The organism is Nakamurella sp. UYEF19 (assembly GCF_040546275.1).
Lineage (GTDB): Bacteria > Actinomycetota > Actinomycetes > Mycobacteriales > Nakamurellaceae > Nakamurella.
Window position 1 is genome coordinate 65,625 of the sequence record NZ_JBEPNO010000008.1, and the last position, 19,549, is coordinate 85,173.

18 protein-coding genes are annotated in these 19,549 nt (G+C 67.0%); 11 read left to right on the forward strand and 7 right to left on the reverse strand.

Translation table 11 applies throughout. The features are described from left to right. Window positions 1-33: 33 nt before the first annotated feature. The 6 genes from ABIB25_RS13110 (at window position 34) to ABIB25_RS13135 (ending at window position 5,193) form a co-directional block, all read left to right on the forward strand. On the forward strand, window positions 34-819 hold the full coding sequence (locus tag ABIB25_RS13110) for a TerD family protein (protein WP_354528904.1): 786 nt from the start codon (window positions 34-36) through the stop codon (window positions 817-819). Window positions 820-839: 20 nt separating this feature from the next. Continuing rightward, window positions 840-1,259 carry a hypothetical protein gene (locus ABIB25_RS13115; RefSeq protein WP_354528905.1) on the forward strand — a complete coding sequence of 140 codons (420 nt, stop codon included), beginning with the start codon at window positions 840-842 and terminating at the stop codon, window positions 1,257-1,259. A 156-nt stretch (window positions 1,260-1,415) separates the two neighbouring features. Further along, window positions 1,416-2,792 (forward strand): vWA domain-containing protein, encoded by a 1,377-nt coding sequence (locus ABIB25_RS13120; protein WP_354528906.1) that lies wholly within the window; start codon window positions 1,416-1,418, stop codon window positions 2,790-2,792. Between the two features lie 146 nt (window positions 2,793-2,938). Continuing rightward, window positions 2,939-3,802, forward strand: coding sequence for a heavy metal-binding domain-containing protein (locus tag ABIB25_RS13125; RefSeq protein WP_354528907.1), 864 nt, complete (start codon window positions 2,939-2,941; stop codon window positions 3,800-3,802). Between the two features lie 90 nt (window positions 3,803-3,892). Beyond that, window positions 3,893-4,726: a heavy metal-binding domain-containing protein gene (locus tag ABIB25_RS13130; protein ID WP_354528908.1), complete on the forward strand. Its 834-nt coding sequence runs from the start codon at window positions 3,893-3,895 to the stop codon at window positions 4,724-4,726. Continuing rightward, window positions 4,723-5,193 (forward strand): hypothetical protein, encoded by a 471-nt coding sequence (locus ABIB25_RS13135; RefSeq protein ID WP_354528909.1) that lies wholly within the window; start codon window positions 4,723-4,725, stop codon window positions 5,191-5,193. The genes ABIB25_RS13130 and ABIB25_RS13135 overlap by 4 nt, the downstream gene beginning before the upstream one ends. A gap of 114 nt (window positions 5,194-5,307) precedes the next feature. On the opposite strand, the gene ABIB25_RS13140 is transcribed toward ABIB25_RS13135, so the two are convergent. Continuing rightward, window positions 5,308-6,039: a uracil-DNA glycosylase gene (locus ABIB25_RS13140; protein WP_354528910.1), complete on the reverse strand. Its 732-nt coding sequence runs from the start codon at window positions 6,037-6,039 to the stop codon at window positions 5,308-5,310. 245 nt (window positions 6,040-6,284) lie between these two features. Here ABIB25_RS13140 and ABIB25_RS13145 point away from each other — a divergent pair, with 245 nt between their 5' ends. Then, on the forward strand, window positions 6,285-7,694 hold the full coding sequence (locus tag ABIB25_RS13145; protein ID WP_354528911.1) for a bifunctional lysylphosphatidylglycerol flippase/synthetase MprF: 1,410 nt from the start codon (window positions 6,285-6,287) through the stop codon (window positions 7,692-7,694). Between the two features lie 644 nt (window positions 7,695-8,338). Here ABIB25_RS13145 and ABIB25_RS13150 read toward each other — a convergent pair. The 3 genes from ABIB25_RS13150 to ABIB25_RS13160 form a co-directional block, all read right to left on the reverse strand. Further along, window positions 8,339-8,716 carry a type II toxin-antitoxin system VapC family toxin gene (locus tag ABIB25_RS13150; protein WP_354528912.1) on the reverse strand — a complete coding sequence of 126 codons (378 nt, stop codon included), beginning with the start codon at window positions 8,714-8,716 and terminating at the stop codon, window positions 8,339-8,341. Continuing rightward, a complete protein-coding gene (locus ABIB25_RS13155; RefSeq protein WP_354528913.1) occupies window positions 8,713-8,955 on the reverse strand; it encodes a hypothetical protein in 243 nt (80 codons plus the stop codon). Before ABIB25_RS13155 ends, ABIB25_RS13150 begins: the two co-directional genes overlap by 4 nt. Before the next feature lie 207 nt (window positions 8,956-9,162). After that, window positions 9,163-10,581 (reverse strand): L,D-transpeptidase, encoded by a 1,419-nt coding sequence (locus ABIB25_RS13160; RefSeq protein WP_354528914.1) that lies wholly within the window; start codon window positions 10,579-10,581, stop codon window positions 9,163-9,165. Window positions 10,582-10,953: 372 nt separating this feature from the next. Between ABIB25_RS13160 and ABIB25_RS13165 the strand changes: the two genes are divergently transcribed. Beyond that, window positions 10,954-11,694, forward strand: coding sequence for a class I SAM-dependent methyltransferase (locus ABIB25_RS13165; protein ID WP_354528915.1), 741 nt, complete (start codon window positions 10,954-10,956; stop codon window positions 11,692-11,694). Window positions 11,695-11,920: 226 nt separating this feature from the next. On the opposite strand, the gene ABIB25_RS13170 is transcribed toward ABIB25_RS13165, so the two are convergent. Then, on the reverse strand, window positions 11,921-13,771 hold the full coding sequence (locus ABIB25_RS13170; protein ID WP_354528916.1) for an acyl-CoA dehydrogenase: 1,851 nt from the start codon (window positions 13,769-13,771) through the stop codon (window positions 11,921-11,923). A 180-nt stretch (window positions 13,772-13,951) separates the two neighbouring features. On the opposite strand from ABIB25_RS13170, the gene ABIB25_RS13175 reads away from it, so the two are divergent. The 3 genes from ABIB25_RS13175 to ABIB25_RS13185 all read left to right on the forward strand — a co-directional run bounded on the left by ABIB25_RS13175 (window position 13,952) and on the right by ABIB25_RS13185 (window position 16,977). Continuing rightward, on the forward strand, window positions 13,952-15,019 hold the full coding sequence (locus ABIB25_RS13175; protein WP_354528917.1) for an alpha/beta hydrolase: 1,068 nt from the start codon (window positions 13,952-13,954) through the stop codon (window positions 15,017-15,019). Window positions 15,020-15,109: 90 nt separating this feature from the next. Then, on the forward strand, window positions 15,110-15,526 hold the full coding sequence (locus ABIB25_RS13180; protein ID WP_354528918.1) for a hypothetical protein: 417 nt from the start codon (window positions 15,110-15,112) through the stop codon (window positions 15,524-15,526). 77 nt (window positions 15,527-15,603) lie between these two features. After that, a complete protein-coding gene (locus tag ABIB25_RS13185) occupies window positions 15,604-16,977 on the forward strand; it encodes a CoA transferase (RefSeq protein ID WP_354528919.1) in 1,374 nt (457 codons plus the stop codon). Window positions 16,978-17,379: 402 nt separating this feature from the next. Here ABIB25_RS13185 and ABIB25_RS13190 read toward each other — a convergent pair whose 3' ends face one another. Both ABIB25_RS13190 and ABIB25_RS13195 read right to left on the reverse strand, forming a co-directional pair. After that, window positions 17,380-17,727, reverse strand: a complete 348-nt coding sequence (locus tag ABIB25_RS13190; protein WP_354528920.1) for a UBP-type zinc finger domain-containing protein — start codon at window positions 17,725-17,727, stop codon at window positions 17,380-17,382. Window positions 17,728-17,987: 260 nt separating this feature from the next. Then, window positions 17,988-19,424 carry an ATP-binding protein gene (locus tag ABIB25_RS13195; protein ID WP_354528921.1) on the reverse strand — a complete coding sequence of 479 codons (1,437 nt, stop codon included), beginning with the start codon at window positions 19,422-19,424 and terminating at the stop codon, window positions 17,988-17,990. Window positions 19,425-19,549: the final 125 nt, after the last annotated feature.

Sequence of the window (19,549 nt, forward strand, 5' to 3'; positions counted from 1 at the left end):
ACCCGATGGTCCCGGATCGTGGTTAGGTCAGGTATGGCGATTCTCTCCCGCGGCGCCAATGCGCCGCTTGCCACTGGCCCGATCGACGTGGCGGTTTTCGGCGCCGAGCACAAGTCCGTCGATCTGATGGTCTTCCAGCTCGGTCCGGACCGGATGGTTCGCAGCGACGCGGACTTCGTCTTCTTCAATCAACCGTCGTCGCCAGAGGGTGCAGTTCGGCTGGTCGCTGCCGACCGCATCACGGTCGACCTGACGGCGGTGCCGGTCGACATCGAGACCCTCGCGATTGCGGTGTCGATGGACGACGGCGTTCCCGGATCACTCGCTGCCATGACGGGGCTGGCGGTGGCCGTTTCCGGCGCTGAATCACATAGCGCTCCGGCGTCAGGCCTGACGGTCGAGCGTGCTGCGGTCCTGGTCGAGCTCTATCGCCGGGCCAACGCCTGGAAGGTCCGGAACGTGTCGGCGGGCTGGGCGGCAGGGCTGTCGGCACTGGCCGCCGAGCACGGCGTCAGCGTCGACGATTCCCCGCCGCCGCCCGCGACAACGGCGCAGCCTGCGACAACGCGGCCGCGTGACGATCCGAGGGTCGCTCTGCCGCCGGCCGTGCTCGCCGCGCACAGCTCGGTGCCCAGCCCGAGCTACCAGCCCGCCCCTGGCAAGCAGCCGGTGCCGAGCTACCAGCCGGCCGCCAACTATCCGTCACCCGGCGGGTTTCCGCCGCCGGGTGGCAATCTGCCGCCGGCGCCGGATTTCGTACCCCCGCGACCCGGTGGGTTCGTCGCACCGGGCGGTTCTCTGCCGGCGGCGTCGAACTGATGGGGTTGATCAAACGGCTCGTGTCGCGAATGGACCGGATCGCCGACCAGGACGCCGATCCGGAGGCGCTGACCGGGCGTTCGGGCTCCCGCCGGCACGGTCTCCCGGTGCCGGTCGAGCAGCCGGCCCACGGTGTCGGACCGGTGACCGACGCCGAATCGCCCGGCCGGTCCGATCCACCCGGGTACTCGACTGCACCCGGGCATTCGACTGCACCCGGGCATTCGACTGCACCCGGGCATTCGACTGCACCCGGGCATTCGACTGCACCCGGGCATTCGACTGCACCCGGGCACTCGACTGCACCCGGGCGCTCGACCGCACGTGATGCACCGACCGACCGGAGCGAGAACCCGTTGGCAGCGCTCGACCGCATCAGGGCCGACCAGCACCGCCGGATGCGCCGGGGCAGTTTCGGACGGCGGGCGTCGGAGTCCTGAGTGTCCGATGGGGACTGCCCGTCGCGTGAAGACGAGTCGAGCGGCACTTCGCGAGTAGCTCCGCGGATGGGGATTGCACGTCAGGCGGGCGGGAGTCCGACGGCAGTTTGCGAGTAGTTCTGCGCGCATTCGCGCAGCTGTGGTGAGGTGATCGGTATGCCTGATCTGACCCGCGGTGCCAACGCCTCCATCTCCGGAACCAGCCTGCAGGTCGCAGTGTCCGGAGCCCGTCAGGGAGCCGTCGATCTGATGGTTTTCCAGGTCGGTGAGACCGGAAAAGTGCGCAGCGACGCCGATTTCGTGTTCTTCAACCAACCGGCGTCGCCCGAGGGGGCCGTTCGCCTGACGGCCGCGGACAGCCTGACGGTCGACCTGACCGGAATCCCGGAGGCCATCGACAAGCTTGCCGTTGCGGTAGCCCTGGACGACTCCGTTGCAGGATCGCTGGCGGGGATCGCCGGGCTCGGGGTGTCGGTGACCGGGTCGTCGGATCAACACGTCGCCCCGGCCGCCGGAATGACCTCCGAACGTGCCGCCGTGCTGGTCGAGATCTACCGCCGGGCGGGCAGCTGGAAGGTGCGGAACGTCTCGGCGGGATGGACCGAGGGCCTCAGCGGTCTGGCGAAGGAGCACGGTGTCAGCGTCGACGACGAACCCGCCGCCGTTCCTCCCGCGGCAAGCGCACCGCCTGCGAGCGGGCCGCCGGCCGGGAGTTCGCAGCCGCCTGCGCAGAACTTCCCGCCCCCGGCGGCGCCTTCGGCCCCGCAGCCTGCCCCTCCCGCAGCACCGCCCCCGGCCGCAGACGGGGTGCGTTCGGTCCCCGGCGAGGCCGGCCTTTCCCTGGTCAAGCGACAGAAGCTGGACCTCCGCAAACGCGAAGTGGCGAAGGTGTTGCTGACCAAGGGTGCGCAGAACGAGCGGGCCCGCATCGTCCTGGTGCTGGACAAGACCGGGTCGATGTCCGACGAGTATGCCGCCGGAATCGTCCACCGGGTGGTCGAGAGAATGGTTCCGGTCGCCATTCAATTGGATGACGACGGTTCACTCGAGTGCTACCTCTACGCTGTCAAGTTCGCCAAGCTGCCGGATATCCGCATCGAGTACCTGGATCAGTGGATGGCCGACTTCATCCACATGACCGGTACGCACCAGGGCATCAACTATAGGGACATCGGTGGCTACAACGACGAGATCCCGATCATGAACGAAGTGATCAACAGCCTGCAGGGCCAGACCGGGCCGACCCTGGTGCTCTTCTTCACCGACGGTGGATTCACCAAGAAGAAGGAGATCACCAATTTGATGAAGAAGGCGTCGAACCTTCCCGCCTTCTGGCAGTTCGTCGGGATCGGCAACAACAACTTCGGGGTGCTGACCAAATTGGACGAGATGACGGGTCGGGTGGTCGACAACGTCGGCTTCTTCCCGGTGACCGACATCGACCGGATCGATGACGGTGAGCTCTACCGCCGCCTGCTCTCGGAGTTCCCGGATTGGCTCCGCGCGGCTCGCGGTGCTGGGATCCTTCGGTAGTTCCGGTCCGGGCGAACCCGCCCTCGGTAGGTCACCGGCGATGAATCGGAGCCGCCGGGAAGTGTCGTTCCCGGCGTGTTCCCAGTCGGCAGGTGTAGTTTTGCGACGCGAAGAACCGCTCGGTTCCTCGGTCCGGGAGGTGCGTGGTGACAGCAGGATCGGGTCTTCCCCAGATCGCGCTCGACCGGATCGCCAGGGCGTCGGCCTCCGGCGTCAGGACGTCGTTGCTCTCGGTGCCGAGTGCGGTGAGTGCCCATGCCGTCGGGATCTCGCCGATCGGCGAGGTCATGGGCTGCATCGTGCAACACATCGGCTGGCAGGGCTGGGCCGGATGTGGCTACTGGGGCAACGGATTCGGCCAGGTCCGCTCCACTTCGTTCGGGAGCTACCAGCCGTATGTCGATGCGGTCCGTCACGGCTACGACACGGCACTGGCCAGGCTGTCCGACGAGGCGAGGATGCTCGGAGCGGACGGCATCATCGACGTCCGCATCACCGTCACGCATCTCGGCCGGGACAACCACGAGTTCGTCGCATTGGGCAGCGCCGTCCGTCTCGGCGACGAGCGAAGTGGAATCGGCAACATCCCGAAGGCGCTCCCCGTCCCGTTCCTCACCGAACTGCCCGGGGCGGACGTCGCGAAACTCATGCTGCACGGGTGGATGCCCACATCCATCGTCTACGGGATCGCGCTGGCCATCCGTCACGACGACTGGATGACCTACTCGCAGACGAGAAGTTGGACGAATCAGGAGGTCTCGGGTTTCACCGAGCTGACCAGCAACGTGCGACGCCAGTCGCGGCGGATCGTCACGGCTCAGGCGGGGCAGAAGGGGGCCGGCGGGGTGCTCATCACGACGTCCACCATGCGGGTCTGGGAGCAGGAACCGTCGGACGGACACCGCGATCACCTGGCCGAGGCGCGGATGTTCGGCACCGGCGTGGTCCAGTTCCCGAGGCCGGGCGTTCCGAAGCCGCCACGGACGCTGAACTTCCTGCCGCTGCGGTGACCCGGCAGGTCGATGAGAACACCGACACCACCATGACTTTCCCACGATGACATCCTGACAAGAAGATGCTGACGAGAAGAAGGACGCACCATGACCATTGACCCGAATGCACTCGGCATCCCCCAGGACGCACTGCGCCGGCTGTCCGCCATGCGGCCGGGGCAGGCGACGTCGATGTTCACCTCCGACCTGTCGGTGAACGAGTTCCTGCTGGTGCGGGAGGCCGGTTTCCGTCCGCTGGGTCTGGTTTTCGGGTCGAGCATCTACCACGTCGGCTTCCAGGCCGGACGATGGAGCAAGAACCAGGAGATGACCACCCTGTCCGGGGCGATGTACCACGCGCGGGAACTGGCGATGACCCGGATGGAGGCGGAGGCCGACGTGCTCGGGGCCGACGGCGTCGTCGCGGTGCGACTCGAGATCGAGTTCAAGGAATTCGGTTCCGATCTGGCCGAGTTCACCGCCGTCGGGACTGCGGTGAAGGCCGATACCGCTGCCGCACCAGATGGTTTCGGGTGGAAGCCGAACACCGGTAAGCCGTTCACGTCGGACCTGTCCGGCCAGGACTTCTGGACCCTGCTGCAAGCAGGTTATGCACCGCTGGGCTTGGTGATGGGGACCTGCGTCTACCACATCGCCCATCAGAAGTTCAGCCAGTCGTTCTCGAACATCGGGCAGAACGTGGAGATCCCGCAGTTCACCGAGGCTCTCTACGACGCAAGGGAACTCGCTATGAGCCGGATGCAGGCGGAGGGCGAGGCCCTGCACGCCGAGGGCATCGTCGGGGTGAATCTGCTCTCGCTCCCGCACCGCTGGGGCGGGCACACGACGGAATTCTTCGCCGTCGGGACGGCCGTCCGCCCGTTGCGTGCCGACCATTCCATCCCGACCCCGCAGCTGATGCTCCCGCTGGCCGATCGATGACGACGGGGGGCGAACTGAATCCGGCCGGCCCGCAGGGGATCCCGGCTGGACTGCCGTCCAGCGGCCTCGGGCCCCTCGGTGACGTCCAGGTGCTGGCGGCGATGCTGCGCAACGACCGCAATGATGTCGCCTCCTACGCCAGGGTGCTGACCGGGTCGCTCGGTGACGCGCTTCCGCCGGGAGTGGTGGACGTCGAATACCAGCGGTCGCTCTCCGACCGGATGTCCGGGCGACCGGGACGCCCGGTGCGGTTGACCGTCCGTGGCGCCGATCGTGAACTGGAACTGTCCGAAGGAGCGCGCGGGGCCGTCGAGGCTCAGATCCGCAAGGTGGTGGGTGGGGTCGTCATCTCCCGCAAGCAGATCGGGATCGACGAGTGGGTGCAGCAGTTCGCCGGCGAGCTCACCACCCTGGCCGCGGCCAACGCCAACGCCCGTCGGGCCCTCGCCGCCCTCCTCGGCCTCTGACCCGCCCCCCCGCGCTTATCAACTTCGACGGCGCTCATGAAAGTAGCCCGTTTGTGACGGGTGGGACGGAAATCGACCCGATCATGAGCGCAGACGATGTTGATAAGCGCGGGTTCAGCGCGGTCGGAGCTCATCAGCGCGAGCGAGAACGGCGTCCAGCATGGCCGGCGTCAGGCGTCCGGTGAAGGTGTTCTGCTGGCTCACGTGGTAGCAGCCGAGCAGCGTGAGCCGCTGTCCGTCCGGGCCGTCGATCGCCACCTCGGCGCCGTGTCCGAAGCGCGGCCGTGGGCGCGGAAGCCGCCAATCCTGCCGCTCAAGGCTCGACAGCAACGCCTGCCAGCCGAAGGCGCCGAGCACCAGGGCCACCCGCGCGGTGCCGGCCAGCAGTCGGAGTTCACGGGCCAGGAAGGGCGCGCAGTTGTCCCGCTCGACGGGCGTCGGCTTGTTGTCCGGCGGCGCGCAGTGCACTGGCGCCGTGATCCGGACGCCGGTCAGCTGCAGGCCGTCATCGACTGCCACCGAATGTGGTTGGGAGGCAAGGCCCGAGCGGTGCAGAGCCGCGAACAGAACATCACCGCTGCGGTCCCCGGTGAACATGCGACCGGTCCGGTTCGCCCCGTGTGCGGCCGGAGCCAGACCCACCACGACCAGCCAGGCATCCGCCTCACCGAACCCGGGAACGGGTCTGCCCCAATACGTGTCGTCGGCGTAGGACTTCCGCTTCTCGGTGGCGACCAGTTCCCGCCAGGCGACCAGTCGTGGACACGCCCGGCAGTCGGCGACCAGGAGGCCCAGCCGCCGCAGGTCGGGTGCGGCCGAGATCTCGCTCTCACGAGGGGTTGTCATCCGGCGCACCGGCGGACGCCACGTGAGGGATCAGCGGCTCTCCAACACCCAGCCGTTTGGACGTCAGGGAGAGTTGGATCAGGAGATCCACCGCCGGAACGTGCCCGGATGGATGGCTTTGGCACCGGATCACGTTGACCCGGTTGTCTGCGTGCTATATGTGAGCTGAGCATGATGGCTGAGTCCGAGAGATGCGCTGGTGGACGGAACCTGTGGGTGGCGATGGCTACGGTGGGGTGGTCGGTGTGAGCGACCTGGACCAGATCGGCGCCGCCGCGGACGCCCCAGGGTTCCACCCCGACGGCACAGGCGGGGCGGACGACCAGGCGTCGTCGCGTGCGTGGACCCGGCCCGGCGACGTGGCGGCGATCACGGCGCTGTTGATCGCCCTCCTCATCACGCTCTTCGCGCATCGGCTGACCGAACGGCACGTCGAACGGGCCTGGATCTACGCGACCGCAGCCGCGTTGATCCTGCTGAGCCGCGGTCTGCGACTGCGGCGTCCGATCACCGCCCTGCACACCGGCCTCGCCGCGATCGGCCTCGTCGTCGCGGTTGCCGCTGATGCCGCACACTTCGGACTCCTCGGATTCGTCGCGACGATGCTGGTCGGTTTCGCCCTGGTGCTCCCAACGAGCAGTCGGCCGACGCCGACGCTGCTACCGACCATCATCCCCCTGGTCGAGAGCACCCCCGACGACCCGTTGGCGCCCTTCGTCCTGCACTCGCGCAAGACCTACTTCGTGAACGGTCAGGGAAGTGCGGCGCTCGGCTACCGCACCCGGTTCGGGATCGCTGTGGTCGGCGGGGATCCGGTGGGACACACTGCCGACTTCGCGCTACTCGTCAGCGATTTCCACCGCTTCTGCCGCACCTGGGGTTGGCGGGTCGCGGTGCTGGGTGCCGGCGAGGACTGCCGGGAGCTCTGGGCCCTGCGCGGACCCGGGCAGCCGGGTCTGCGTTCGGTCGCGTTCGGTCGCGATGTGGTGCTGGACGTCCAGACGTTCGACCTGCAGGGCCGGAAGTTCCGCAACCTCCGGCAGGCGGTCAACCGATCCCACAATGCCGGGGTGACGACCTCCGTCCTCGCCGAGTCGGCCATCGACGGCGCTCTCCGGACGGAACTGCTGGAGGTGGCGGAGGCCGCCGACCGGGGTGACAACCGCCGCGGATTCTCGATGATCCTCGATCGGTTGCTGACCGGGGAGATCCCTGGCCTGTGGGTGGTGATCGCGCGGGATGCCGGCGGACGGGTGGTCCGCTTCCAGCGCTACGGCACAGCTGACGCCGGCCGCGAAGTGTCCCTCGACGTGCCGTGCCGTCGTCCGGATGCACCGAACGGCACCGACGAGCGGATGACGCTCGACATGCTGGCCTGGGCCAGAGACCGTGATGCCACGCATCTCTCACTGTCGTTTGCGGCGTTTCCGGAGCTGTTCGACGACCGGGCTCGGACCCGGGTCGGACAGATCCTCTACCGGCTGGCGCATATCGGCGACGGCCTGCTCGAGTTCGAGTCGCTCTATACCTTCCTGCAAAAGTTCCACGCGCTGGGCCGGCGGCGTTACGTGATGTTCGGGCTGCGTGCGTTCCTCCCCTCCGTTGCGGCCATGCTGACCCTCGAGTTCGAGCGGCACCGGCCGGCGAAGGACTGATCGTCGATTCAGCCCGTCACCACACCGAGGTATGTCGGTGCCGGCGGAGTTGATCATCGACGCGCTGTCGGACCCGCCGTACGCGTTGTCATCCATCGGGGTGTACTCGGATCCGCCGCTCGCGCCGCCGGCGGCGTTCGGGTGACCGGGTTGCCGCTTATCGCTAAGTTCTGGATTTAGTCGTGAACCATTAGCCGGTAGGCGGCGAGATTACCCTTCTTGCCCGGCACTCGTTCGATTTGACCGAGCTTCATCAGAGCCTGATCATCAGACGCTGTAGTTCGAGAACGCGCTGAGAGCTCTGGTCAATTCGCCGGGGCGACAGCTCGCGCCTTCATGTCCGAGCAGTGATTCTCTCGGATTCCAAGTATGCCTAGGACCTGTTCGTCGTCAACGATTCGGCATGGCTGGAGCTCAGCGAGGTAGCGGCGATGGACTTCACCGACCCCCTACTTGAAGACTCATAGACAGAACCTGGCCGGCCGGCCGGGGCCGGATGCGGGAGAAGCATCAGCCATTGTCGGTCGAGCCGCGCAGGGAGAGGTGGGTGGCGCTCTTGACGTCACAGGCCGATCGGCTGATGGCGCGCTCCGCCTGCCGATCGGGCTGTGGAGTCGCCGATGTTCAACCGTGAGATGGCCCGCCTACAACAACTGGATGCTGCACCTGATGCCGGGGGTGCGGGCCAGACGGGCGTCGGTGGTCAAAAGTGCAGTAGCCGCAGTCCTTTCCGCAAGGGCGACGTAGGTGGCGTCGTAGCCGCTCAGGTTGTGTCGAAGAGCCCACATCCGCGGCCGGAGCCAGTCGGCGGGAAATCGTGTGATCGTGAGACCGACGAAGCCCTCCATCGCGGAGTCGCCCTGCTCGCTGGTGAGCACGTCACGGTGAACAAGGCCTCGCAGCACATGTGTGACCTCACTATCGATCGGATGGGGCGCTGCAAGCTCTTCTTCGCCCAGCAGGTCTGGATCGAGGCCGCCGGCAAGCAGTTCGACGACGACACCGGCGTCAACGACCTTCACTCGCCGCGGCCCTCGTGGAGCACGGACAAGATCGCCTTGCGATCTGCCCGTCCCTGGACCTTCTCCTGAGTCCGGCGAATGGCTGCGGTGTTTTCCCGCGCGACCTGCGGCACCCGCGCCAAATGCTCGAGCTCCCGCAGCATGTACCTGGTCAGGGAGAGACCTTCGGCCCGCGCGGCCTCCGTCAAGGCGTCATGCACATCGTCAGGTACGTCGCGGATCTGCATCACCTTGGGCATGCATCAACTGTAGACCGTGCGGGTGCACGATGCACCCACATTCTCGGAGCAGTCCCCTTGCGGAAACGCTGCTTCGTCGGCTGTCACGGGTCGCCTCGTCAATGGTCAGCACGACCACGTCATGACAGGAAGCCGCCGCCGCCCTGGAAATCCGGGGCGGCGGCGTTCGGGGGTGGATCGGGTCTGGCGCCGTCAAGGCGATCTGGCCTACAGGGCGGACAAGGACTGCCAGGTCGACCAGGACAGGGCCCAGTCGTAGATGTCGCCGTCCGCCGCCGACAGCTGGACGCTGGTCCCGCTGATCTGGACCGGGTCGCCGTAGATCGCCGAGTTGTAGTAGGCCTCGGCGCTCTCCGCGGAGAGGTTGATGCAGCCGTGGCTGACGTTGGTATTGCCCTGGTCGCCGACGGTGTTGGGGTTCTCGTGGATGAACTCACCGTTGTCGCTGATCCGGACGGCCCAGTGCTCGATCGAGTTGGTGTAGCCGTACTTCGGGTTGCTCATCGAGACGGTCTGCTGCTTGTCCATCACGATGTGGATCCCGGACCTGGTGACCAGTTCGGGGTTGAGGCCGTAGCGGCTGTTCGGATCGTCGCCCATGCCGTAGGAGCCGGGGTAGGTCGCGACCGTCTTCCCGGACTGCTGCACGACGATGTCGTAGTTCTTGGCGTTCGCGATGACCACCTGATTGCGCCCGATGGTGAAATCGCTGGTGGCGTCAGCGGATCCGTAGACGCTGTCGGAGAACTCGGCGCCGTAGACGTCGGCCTCGACGTGCACCTTGGTGTACTGCGGCCAGTAGACCTTCGGCCGCCAGTCGAGTGACGGGTAGGTGTCGCCGTCGTGGGTGATCCAGGCCCAGGAGCCCTGGCCCGCGGGGGTGGTGACGACCTTCATCCGCTTCTCGATCTCGGCCTTCTGCGACGTCGGATCGGAGCTGAATCGCACGATGATCGGGGCCGCAACCCCCACGACGTCGCCGTCACCGGGCGAGATGGTGGCGTGCGCCTCGTCATCGGGGGTGAGGGTGGTGTACGTGCCGCTGATCGGGACGCTCTGCCCGTTGCGGCCCAGTGCCGTTCCCTTGACGGTGTAGGTCTTCCCGTACCCGAGGTCCTCGCCGAGCGTCCAACTCGCGTCGTCGGCCGACAGCTTGCCGGCCACCACCTTGCCGGTCGGGTTGACGAGGCTCAGGGCCTTGATGGTCCCGTTCTTCACGGCAATCGAGATGGGTTGGGTGGGAGAGATGCCGGACGTGCCGAATGCCGGCGAGGCGATGACGGCGGCAGCCGGCTGGGCCGGGGGCAGGGACGTCGATGTGGTGGGAGTCAGGGCGGTGGTCGGACTCGGTGATGTTGCTGCGGACGATGCGCCCGACGAGGTCGCCGCGGACGATGAGCCGGTACCGGCGGGCTCGGACACACTGATCGGTGCCGGCGTGGAGGGCGCGGCGTTCGAGGGCGCGGTGCCCGATGTCGCTGCCGCTGTGGCGCCGCCGGCGACCGTCGGAGATCCGCTGGACGTGTTACTCGAATTGCAGGCGACCGCGCCGGCCAGCAATGCAGCCGACATCCCCAGCAGAGCCGTGCGGCGGCCCCAGATCCTCATGCGTGCGGTGATCGTCATTGCCTGTCCCTTGGATTTTCGAAGGTCTGTGGTGCCGACTGTTGGGCTGGTGACTCTGGGCGCGCGGAGGGATTCGAGCTGAAGGGGATTCGATCTGCGTCCTACGCCTGTACTGACGCGCAACGCTAGGCCAATGTTGCGTCGGGTCGGGGCCTCATTTGGGGAGTCGGCAGCTGTGTTTTGCCCATGAATGCGATCGAGGTTGCGATGTGATCTCGGTCGGCGAAACTGCCGACGGAGCACGCCGTGGGTCAGGTACTCTACTTTTCCCGGGTAACTATGACGACGTCGCAGAGCAATTCCTCACGCGGACCTCACGCGGCGTTCGAAGCGTCAGAACAATGCGGTTGCCGTGGCGGATACGGTCCAGCCATGCAGCTGGATCTTCACTACACGGACCCTCGCCTGGTCGCTGTCTACGACGCGGAGAACGCCGGCCGTGACGACATCGAGTTCTACCTGCGGTTGGCGTCTGCGCTCCGGGCCGGGCGGGTCACCGACCTGGGTTGCGGCACGGGAGTGCTCGCCGCGGAGCTGGGGGCGGCCGGGTTCACCACGACCGGCGTCGATCCGGCCGCCGCGATGCTGGACTACGCGCGACACCGATCCGGCGGCGAGATCGTCACCTGGATCGACGGAGAGGCCTCGGTGCTCGAGTCAGGATCGGCCGACCTGATCATCATGACGGGCCATGTGGCCCAGGTGTTCCTCACCGATGACGGTTGGAGCCGGGTGCTGACCGAGTGCGCCCGTGCGCTGACACCGCGCGGATATCTGGCCTTCGAGGTCCGCAATCCCGACCGGGCCGCCTGGGAAGGATGGACCAGAGCGCAGACCACGGACCGGTATCAACTTCCTGGTGGTGGATCCTTCGAATCGTGGGTCCAGGTCACCGACGTCCGGGGCGATCTGGTCGACTTCGAGGGTCACACGGTTCTTGCTGATGCCGACGAACTGGTGGCCGCCAGCACGCTGAGGTTTCGAACCAGAGCCGAAGTCGAGGAGTCGCTGCTCGCCGCCGGACTGCTGACCACCGCCGTCTACGGCGACTGGAACTCCGGCCCCGTCACGCCAACGGCGCCCGAGCTGATCTTCCTCGCCCAGCGCCCCTGATCCCCGCCGCGCTGTCCGCCGCCCCCGGATCCCCCTTCTGCGCATACCAAACCGCCCGGCGCATATGGGATGACCGCTTCAGGCCTTTTTGGCCGAAATTCGGTCACATCCATATGCGCCGGGCGGCGCGGCGGGTCCATATGCGCCGGGCGGCGCGGCGGGTCCATATGCGCCGGGCGGCGCGGCGAATGCACGTGCGCCGGGCGGGCCGGCGACGAGGTGAGGGTCAGAACGCGCCCTCGGGAACCTCCATCAACGTGCCGTCGGCAGCCTCGATGACAGCCTTGCGTGCCGTCAACTCCGGCAACACGTTGCGCGAGAACCAATGGGCTACTGCAAGTTTTCCGGTGTAGAAGTCGACATCCTTCGCCGAGGCGCCACCGTCGAGCGCGTTCTGCGCAACGACGGCCTGCTTGATCAGCAGGTAGCCGATCAGGAGGTCTCCCGCGCTCATCAGCAGCGAGACCGCGTGCTCGCCGATCTTGTAGAGGCTGACCGGGTTCTGCGCCGACGCCATGGCGTACCCGACGAGAGTGCCCACCATGCCCTGGAAGTCGGTCAGTGCCGTGTTCAGCAGGGCCAGCTCTTCCTTGTGGCGGCTACCTTCGGTGCTCTGCGTCGACAGGAACTCGCCAATCTCGGTGGCGACCACCGAGAGCGCAGCGCCGTTGTCCTTGACGATCTTGCGGAAGAAGAAGTCCTGGGCCTGGATCGCCGTGGTGCCCTCGTAGAGGGTGTCGATCTTCGCGTCCCGGATGTACTGCTCGATCGGGTAGTCCTGGGTGTACCCGGACCCGCCGAAAACCTGCAGCGACAGGGCGAGATTCTCGTAGGCCCGCTCCGAACCGACGCCCTTGACGATGGGCAGCAGCAGGTCGTTGACCTTCTTGGCCAGCTTCAGGTCGACGGCCTCGGTGATCTCCTGTGCTTCGATCCGATCCTGCCAGCTCGCGGTGTACAGGTACGTCGCGCGCAGGCCCTCGGCATAGGCCTTCTGCTTCAACAGGATCCGGCGCACGTCGGGGTGATGCATGATCGTCACCCGCGGAGCTGTTTTGTCGCCGGACCGGAGCAGATCGGCGCCCTGGACGCGGATCTTGGCGTAGTCCAGCGCGTTCAGGTATCCGGTCGACAGAGTGGCGATGGCCTTGGTGCCGACCATCATTCGCGCGTACTCGATCACGTTGAACATCTGGGCGATACCGTCGTGCACCTCGCCAACCAGATAACCGACCGCGGGAGTGCCGTTGAGGCCGAAGGTGAGTTCGCAGGTGGTAGAGACCTTGAGTCCCATCTTGTGTTCGACCCCGGTGACGAAGGCTCCGTTGCGGTCGCCCAGCTCGCCGGTCTCGACGTCGAACAGGAACTTCGGCACGATGAAGAGGCTCAGACCCTTGGTACCGGGACGGGTCTCGATGCCGGGACCCTCCGGGCGGGCGAGCACGAGATGCACGATGTTCTCGGCCATGTCGTGTTCGGCCGACGTGATGAAGCGCTTGACGCCCTCCAGGTGCCAGGTCCCATCCACCTGGAGTACCGCCTTGGTGCGGCCGGCGCCGACGTCGCTGCCGGCGTCGGGCTCGGTGAGCACCATGGTCGACGCCCACAGCTTCTCGATCATGGTCTTGGCCATCTGCTGCTGCAGCGGGGTGCCCAGTTCGTGCATGAGCTTGGCGGTGTTGGGGCCGGAACTGTACATCTGGATCGCTGGGTTCGCACCCAGGATCAGCTCGGCTGCAGCCCACCGCAACGACGGCGGCGCGCCATAACCACCGAGCTCGGTCGGCAGCTCCAACCGCCACCAGTCGCCGTCCATGGCGGTGGCGAACGATTTCTTGAACGACTCGGGGATGGTCACCGAGAAGGTCTTCGGGTCGTACACCGGCGGATTGCGGTCGGCATCGACGAATGATGCGGCAAGGGGCCCGCTGGCGACCTTCTCCAGCTCGGCGAGCACCCCACGAGCGGTCTCCGCGTCCATCTCGGCAAACGGAGCGCTCCCCATGCGCTCACCGGACCCGAACACCTCGAAGAGATTGAACTCCAGGTCGCGGAGGTTGGATCGGAAATGAGTCATGTCTGCTCCAGGAGTTCTAAGTTACTGGCGAGTAGAGCCAGGTTATTACTGGCGAGTAACTTAGGCAAGGGCGAGTGCTCGCGACCACACTCTGCTGCCGCCTCATGCAGCCAGAGAAGTCCTCCATCCCGGATCCGGGTCGTGCGCCCGCACGGGAACCCGGGATGCCACGATGTCGGGATGGTGATGGACCCCGCAGTGGTGCGGCTCTTCGAGAAGATTGCCTTCGAGCACATCTCCGACGTCGGGATCGAGAGATTCCGCGCCGAATACCTCGCCCGCACGGCGCGGGCGCCGAGCCCGATCGTGCTGCCGAGCGTCGTCGATCGTCGGGTGCCGGACGGTCCGAAGCTGCGCGTCTACCGGCCGGAGGTCCCTGAATCCGCCGCCGGGTCGGTCGGCGGGTCCGCCCGCGGGTCGGTCGGTGGATCCGCCAGCCGAGAAGAACTCCTCCCCCTCGTGGTCTTCTTCCACGGCGGTGGATGGACCGTCGGGAACCTCGACACCCACGACCACATCGCGAGGGAGATCGCCGTCCAGGTAGGCGCCGTGGTGGTGGCGGTCGACTACCGGCTCGCACCCGAGCATCCCTACCCCGCTGCGGTCGATGACGCCTGGGCCGCGCTGAGATGGGCGGTGGCACAGGCCTCCGAACTGGGCGTCGACCCGACTCGGGTGGCCGTCGCCGGCGACTCGGCGGGCGGCAACCTCGCTGCTGCCGTCGCGCAGCTGGCTCGGGATGCAGGAGGGCCGCTCCTCAAGTTTCAGCTGTTGTGGTATCCCGCAACGAGTCTCGACCCTGATCTGCCCTCCATGGCGGAGAATTCCACCGCACCGATCCTGAGCCTGCTGGACATGCAGCTGTTCCAGGCTGCCTACACCGGCGATGCGGACCCGGCCACTCTGCCGGCGACCTATCTACCCGCCCGCGCCGCAGACCTGCACGATCTCCCACCGGCCTACATCGCTACCGCCACGTTCGATCCGCTCCGCGACGACGGCGCCGCCTACGCAGAGCTGTTGCGCCGCAACGGAGTATCGGTCGAACTTCAGAACCACGACGGCCTGACACACGGGTTCGTCGGTTACGTGCAGTGGGTCCCGGCCGCGGCGGCCGCGCTGGCTCGGTCGTTGATGGCAATCCGTGCGGTGCTCGTCGAGCCGACGGTGACCTCGGTGCTGCGCAGTCCTCGGTGCTGCGCAGTCCTCGGTGACGCGCAGTGCTCGGTGACGCGCAGTGCTGGATGACCGAGTGACCGCGGCGCCCAGCGCAAGGCAGCGTCGACCAGTAGCCTTTGACTTCATCGGTCGCCGGGCCGCCTGCGAGGGGAGAACGCGATGGACAAGACGTCGACAGCTGGTGGTTCCGGGTCGGATGATGCCGCAGTGGCAGGCGAACTGGTGATCCGGCCCGACCAGGCGCCACCGCCGTTGGATGATGACGACGACGTGGTCGACGCCGAGATCGTGGAGTCATCGGTGTTCGCGCCGCTCCCGTTAGGCGGGATCGCGCCCGACTACAGCGACGCGGGGGTCCCGAGCCTGGACTACCTGCGCGACAAGATCGAGGGTCGATACGCGACTGCCCTTGGCGGCACCGAACTGGGTGAGGCGGCGGCGGTTCGCGAGGCGGCCGCCCGGAAGATCGCCGAGGAGCAGGCAGCCATCCAGGCCGAGCAGCAACGTGCGGCCCGGGAGCAGGCAGGTAAGGACAAGCTCGAGGAGATCCGGCGTTCGATGCGGCCTCAGAGCTGACTTGGCCGAGCGCCAGGAGCCTGTCAGGTAGCCACCGGCGCGCGCGCAGGAAGTGGCGCGGTGGGACCATCGGGACCATGACGTGGATCGATCGGACGTTGCTCGAGCATGTGTGGTCGGCGGTGGGTGGGCACGAGGAACTGCCGGACCAGGTCTCGTTCAGCGGAGCCAGGGTGCTGAGTTCTACCTATCCGGTCGCGGATCTTGCATCGGCCGTAGTGGGTGCCGCTGGCCTGGCCCTGGCCGAGTTCGCCGCGGCCGGTGGGGATGCCGCCAAGGTGCGGGTCGACCGAAGGTTGTCCGGCGCCTGGTTCGGTCCGACGTTCCGGTCGTCCGGGTGGGAGCAGCCGCCCACCTGGGATGCGATCGCCGGCGACTATCGATGCGCTGACGGCTGGATCCGCCTGCACACCAATGATTTCCGTCACCGACAGGCGGCGTTGGCGGTACTGGGTGTACCGGACACGGCTGTCCGGCCGGCAAGTCGCGACGCCGTCGCGGGCACCGTGTCGGGATGGCCGGGCGAGAAGTTGGAGGCCGCGGTGGTGGCGGCCGGTGGGTGTGCCGCGCAGCTGCGAAGCTCGGAGGAGTGGCGCAACCACCACCAGGGCATGGCAGTGGCCCACGATCCGTTGTTGAGCAGGGTCTTCACCGATATCGCCAGCCCACCAACGGGTCCCGGTCCTGTAGATCGGCCGCTGCGTGGTCTGAAGGTACTGGACCTGACGAGGGTGCTCGCCGGTCCGGCTGCCACCCGATTTCTTGCGGGATTCGGGGCGCAGGTGTTGAGGATCGATCCCCTCGACCGGACCGAGTCCGCCCTAGAAGTCGAGATGACAATCGGAAAGCACTGCGCCCGGCTGGATCTCAGGGAGCATCGGCAGACCGTGCTGGACCTGCTCGCCGATGCGGACCTGCTGATCCACGGTTACCGCCCGGGGGCGATGGATCGCCTCGGCCTCGGCGAGCGCGAGTTGCATGCTGCGCGCCCTGGCCTGGTCGAGGTGATGCTGGACGCCTACGGATGGGCAGGTCCGTGGCGTGGTCGGCGGGGTTTCGACTCGCTGGTGCAGATGAGCAGTGGCATCGCTCATCCGATGAGCAGCGATCCCGACGCACCCCCCATACCGCTGCCGGTCCAGGCACTGGACCACGCAACCGGCTATCTCGCGGCAACCGCAGGCCTGCGGGGGTTGTCGGAGCGGTACCGTACTGGACTGGGTAGCGTCAGCCGGGTCTCGTTGGCACGTACCGGAATACTGTTGCAGGACTTCAAGTCCGACCGTGACGAGGGGCCCATCGAGGAGGTCGACCTGAGCGGCGCGCAAACCGAGGACACCTTCTGGGGTCCCGGGCGCCGGCTCCCCGGCCCGGTGACCGTCGGGGGAACGAAGATGTCCTTCTCGGTCGCGGCCGCCCCGATCGGATCCGCCCCCGCCGCCTGGGCCTGACCCCGCCTCCCCTGGCCCGGGCGCGCATACAGAATCGCCCGGCGCGCATGAAAATGCCGCGATGTCGGCGCTTTCGGAGGGAAACGGACGTTCCTATATGCGCAGTGGGAGCGCACCGCTCGGCATGCCCCGACAGCCCGCGCCGGCGTCCGGATCGACCGGCGTCCGGATCGACCGGCGTCCGGATTGGCCGGCGTCCGGATCGGCTCGCGCTGATAGTCCGGACCGGATCAGCCGGATCAGCCGGCCCGACGGCGTCACCCGCGCCGTCCGGATCGTCCGGATCGTCCGGACCGGCTCGCGCCGGTCGTCCGGATCGGATCAGCCGGATCAGCCGGATCGGCCGGATCGGCTCGCGCCTATCGTCCGGATCGGCTCGCCCGGATCAGTGAATCAGCCGGATCAGTGAATGAGCTTCATCCAGTCGGCGGGTACACGACCGGCCGGTCCCGGAGCAGGCTGATCCTCGGGGTGGTGCGTCGCCGGCGCCAACTCCGGACCCTCGTACGTCTGCTCGTCGTCGTAGTTGTAGAACCAGTCCTCGCCGGGCTCGAAGCTCTGGATGAACGGATGGCCCGATTCCTTCGCGTGCGCCGTTGCGTGTTGGGCCGGAGAGGTGTCGCAGCACCCGATGTGGCCGCACTCGGCGCATCGGCGCAGATGGAACCACCAGCCTTGGACCGCCTCGCAGTCCAGGCACCCGGTCCCGGAGGGTGCGGCCGTGACGCTGATTCCCTTGATTTCAGTCATGTTCGTGTCTCCTAGGACGGGTGTTCGGGTTCGCTGCGCATACAGAATGTTCCATTCCGGCCGTCAAAGGGCCGATTCTGGGACGAACCATATGCGCCGGGCCATTCTGTATGCGCCGAAGCGGGGGTGCGCCGAAGCGGGGGTGCGCCGAAGCGGGGATGCGCCGAAACGCGGGGTGCGCCGAAGCGGGGGTGCGCCGAAGCGGGGGTGCGCCGAAACTCGGGGTGCGCCGAAACGCGGAGGTGCGCCGAGACGGGGGGTCAGGGGAGCTCGGCGGAGACGAGGGGCAGGCGGATCTGGAAGCGGGTATCGCCGGGAACCGACACCAGCTTCAGGTCGCCATGGTGCTTCTTGACCACGATGCGCCAGGAGATGTCCAGCCCCAGCCCGGTGCCCTCGCCGACGGGCTTGGTGGTGAAGAACGGCTCGAAGATCCGGCTCTTGATCTCGTCGGGCACACCCGGCCCGGTGTCACCGATCTCGACCAGCATCGAGTCGTTGTCGCGCGCGGTGCGGATGGTCAGCGTGCCGACACCGGCCATCGCCTGGACCGCGTTGTCGATGGTGTTGGTCCACACCTGGTTCAGCTCGGACGCGTACGCCGAGATCTCCGGCAGCGTCCGGTCGTAGTCCTTCACGACCTTGATCCCCTTGCCGATCTTCGCGCTCAACATCAGCAGGGTGGCGTCCAGGAGTTCGTGCACGTCCACCACCTGGAACGGAGCCCGATCCAGCTGCGAGTACTGCTTGGCCGACGACACCAGCGTGGAGATCCGGGTGACGGAGTCCTCGATCTCGTTCATCAGCAGTTCGGTCTCCACGCTGTAGTTGATCCAGCGGACTGCGCCTTCGAGCACGTCGGGCGCCACCAGGGCTTCCACCTCGTCGAGCCAGTCCACGGCCAGTCCGGCCTGGACGAACGTCGGCGCGAGATCCCAGCCACCGCCGATGCTGTGGTCGTCGAACCACTCGCCCAACGCGTCCTCCCGGTCGGTGGCCTCCATCGGGCTCAGTGTCGGCGCCTTGGCCACCTGCTCGACGGCCTTCTCCTGCAGCCTCATGAGCTGTTCCATCGTCATCCGGTCCCACGGACCGGCGGCAATCGCCCCGAGCTTGTGGCGCATGCCCGCGACCCGGTCGCGCAGTACCGAAGTCGCGCGGACGGCGGCAGCGGCGGGGTTGTTCAGCTCGTGGGTCAGCCCGGCAGACAGAGAACCCAGTGCTAATAGACGTTCTCGCTGATCGGTGACCTGTCGCATGTTCTGCTGGCCCCAGAAGATCCCTTCCAGCAGGTGAACGGCCATCGGGAACCAGTCCCGCATGATCACCGCGAGATCCACCGCGTCCAGCACCAGCAGCCGGGACGGCACCACCACTCGCATCGAGTTGTTGTACGTCTGCGGGGCGCGCTCGCCCATGTAGGCCTGCCACGCACCGGTGTATGCGCCGACCTGGGTGGTCCTGGTCATCTCGACCTCGTCGCCGCCGATCAGCCGAGACAGCACGATGTTGCCCTCGAGCAACACGTAGAAGCAGGTGGCCGGGTCGCCCTCGGCGTACACCTGGCCGGTCTCCGCATGAATGGTGTGCCCGTGCTCGCACAACCACTGCAGTTGCTCGTCATTCAGCCTCTCGAACAGGAAAAGTGTTCGCAGCTCGTCGATGTCGCAGGGAATCGGATCAGTGGCGACACTCATGGCTTCTCCAGGTCACGGTGCACGAGCATGCCAACCCGGATTGGGTCATGTCCGCTCATGGCTTCTCCAGGTCACGGTGCACGAGCATCCCAACCCGGATTGGGTCATGTCCGCTCATGGCTTCT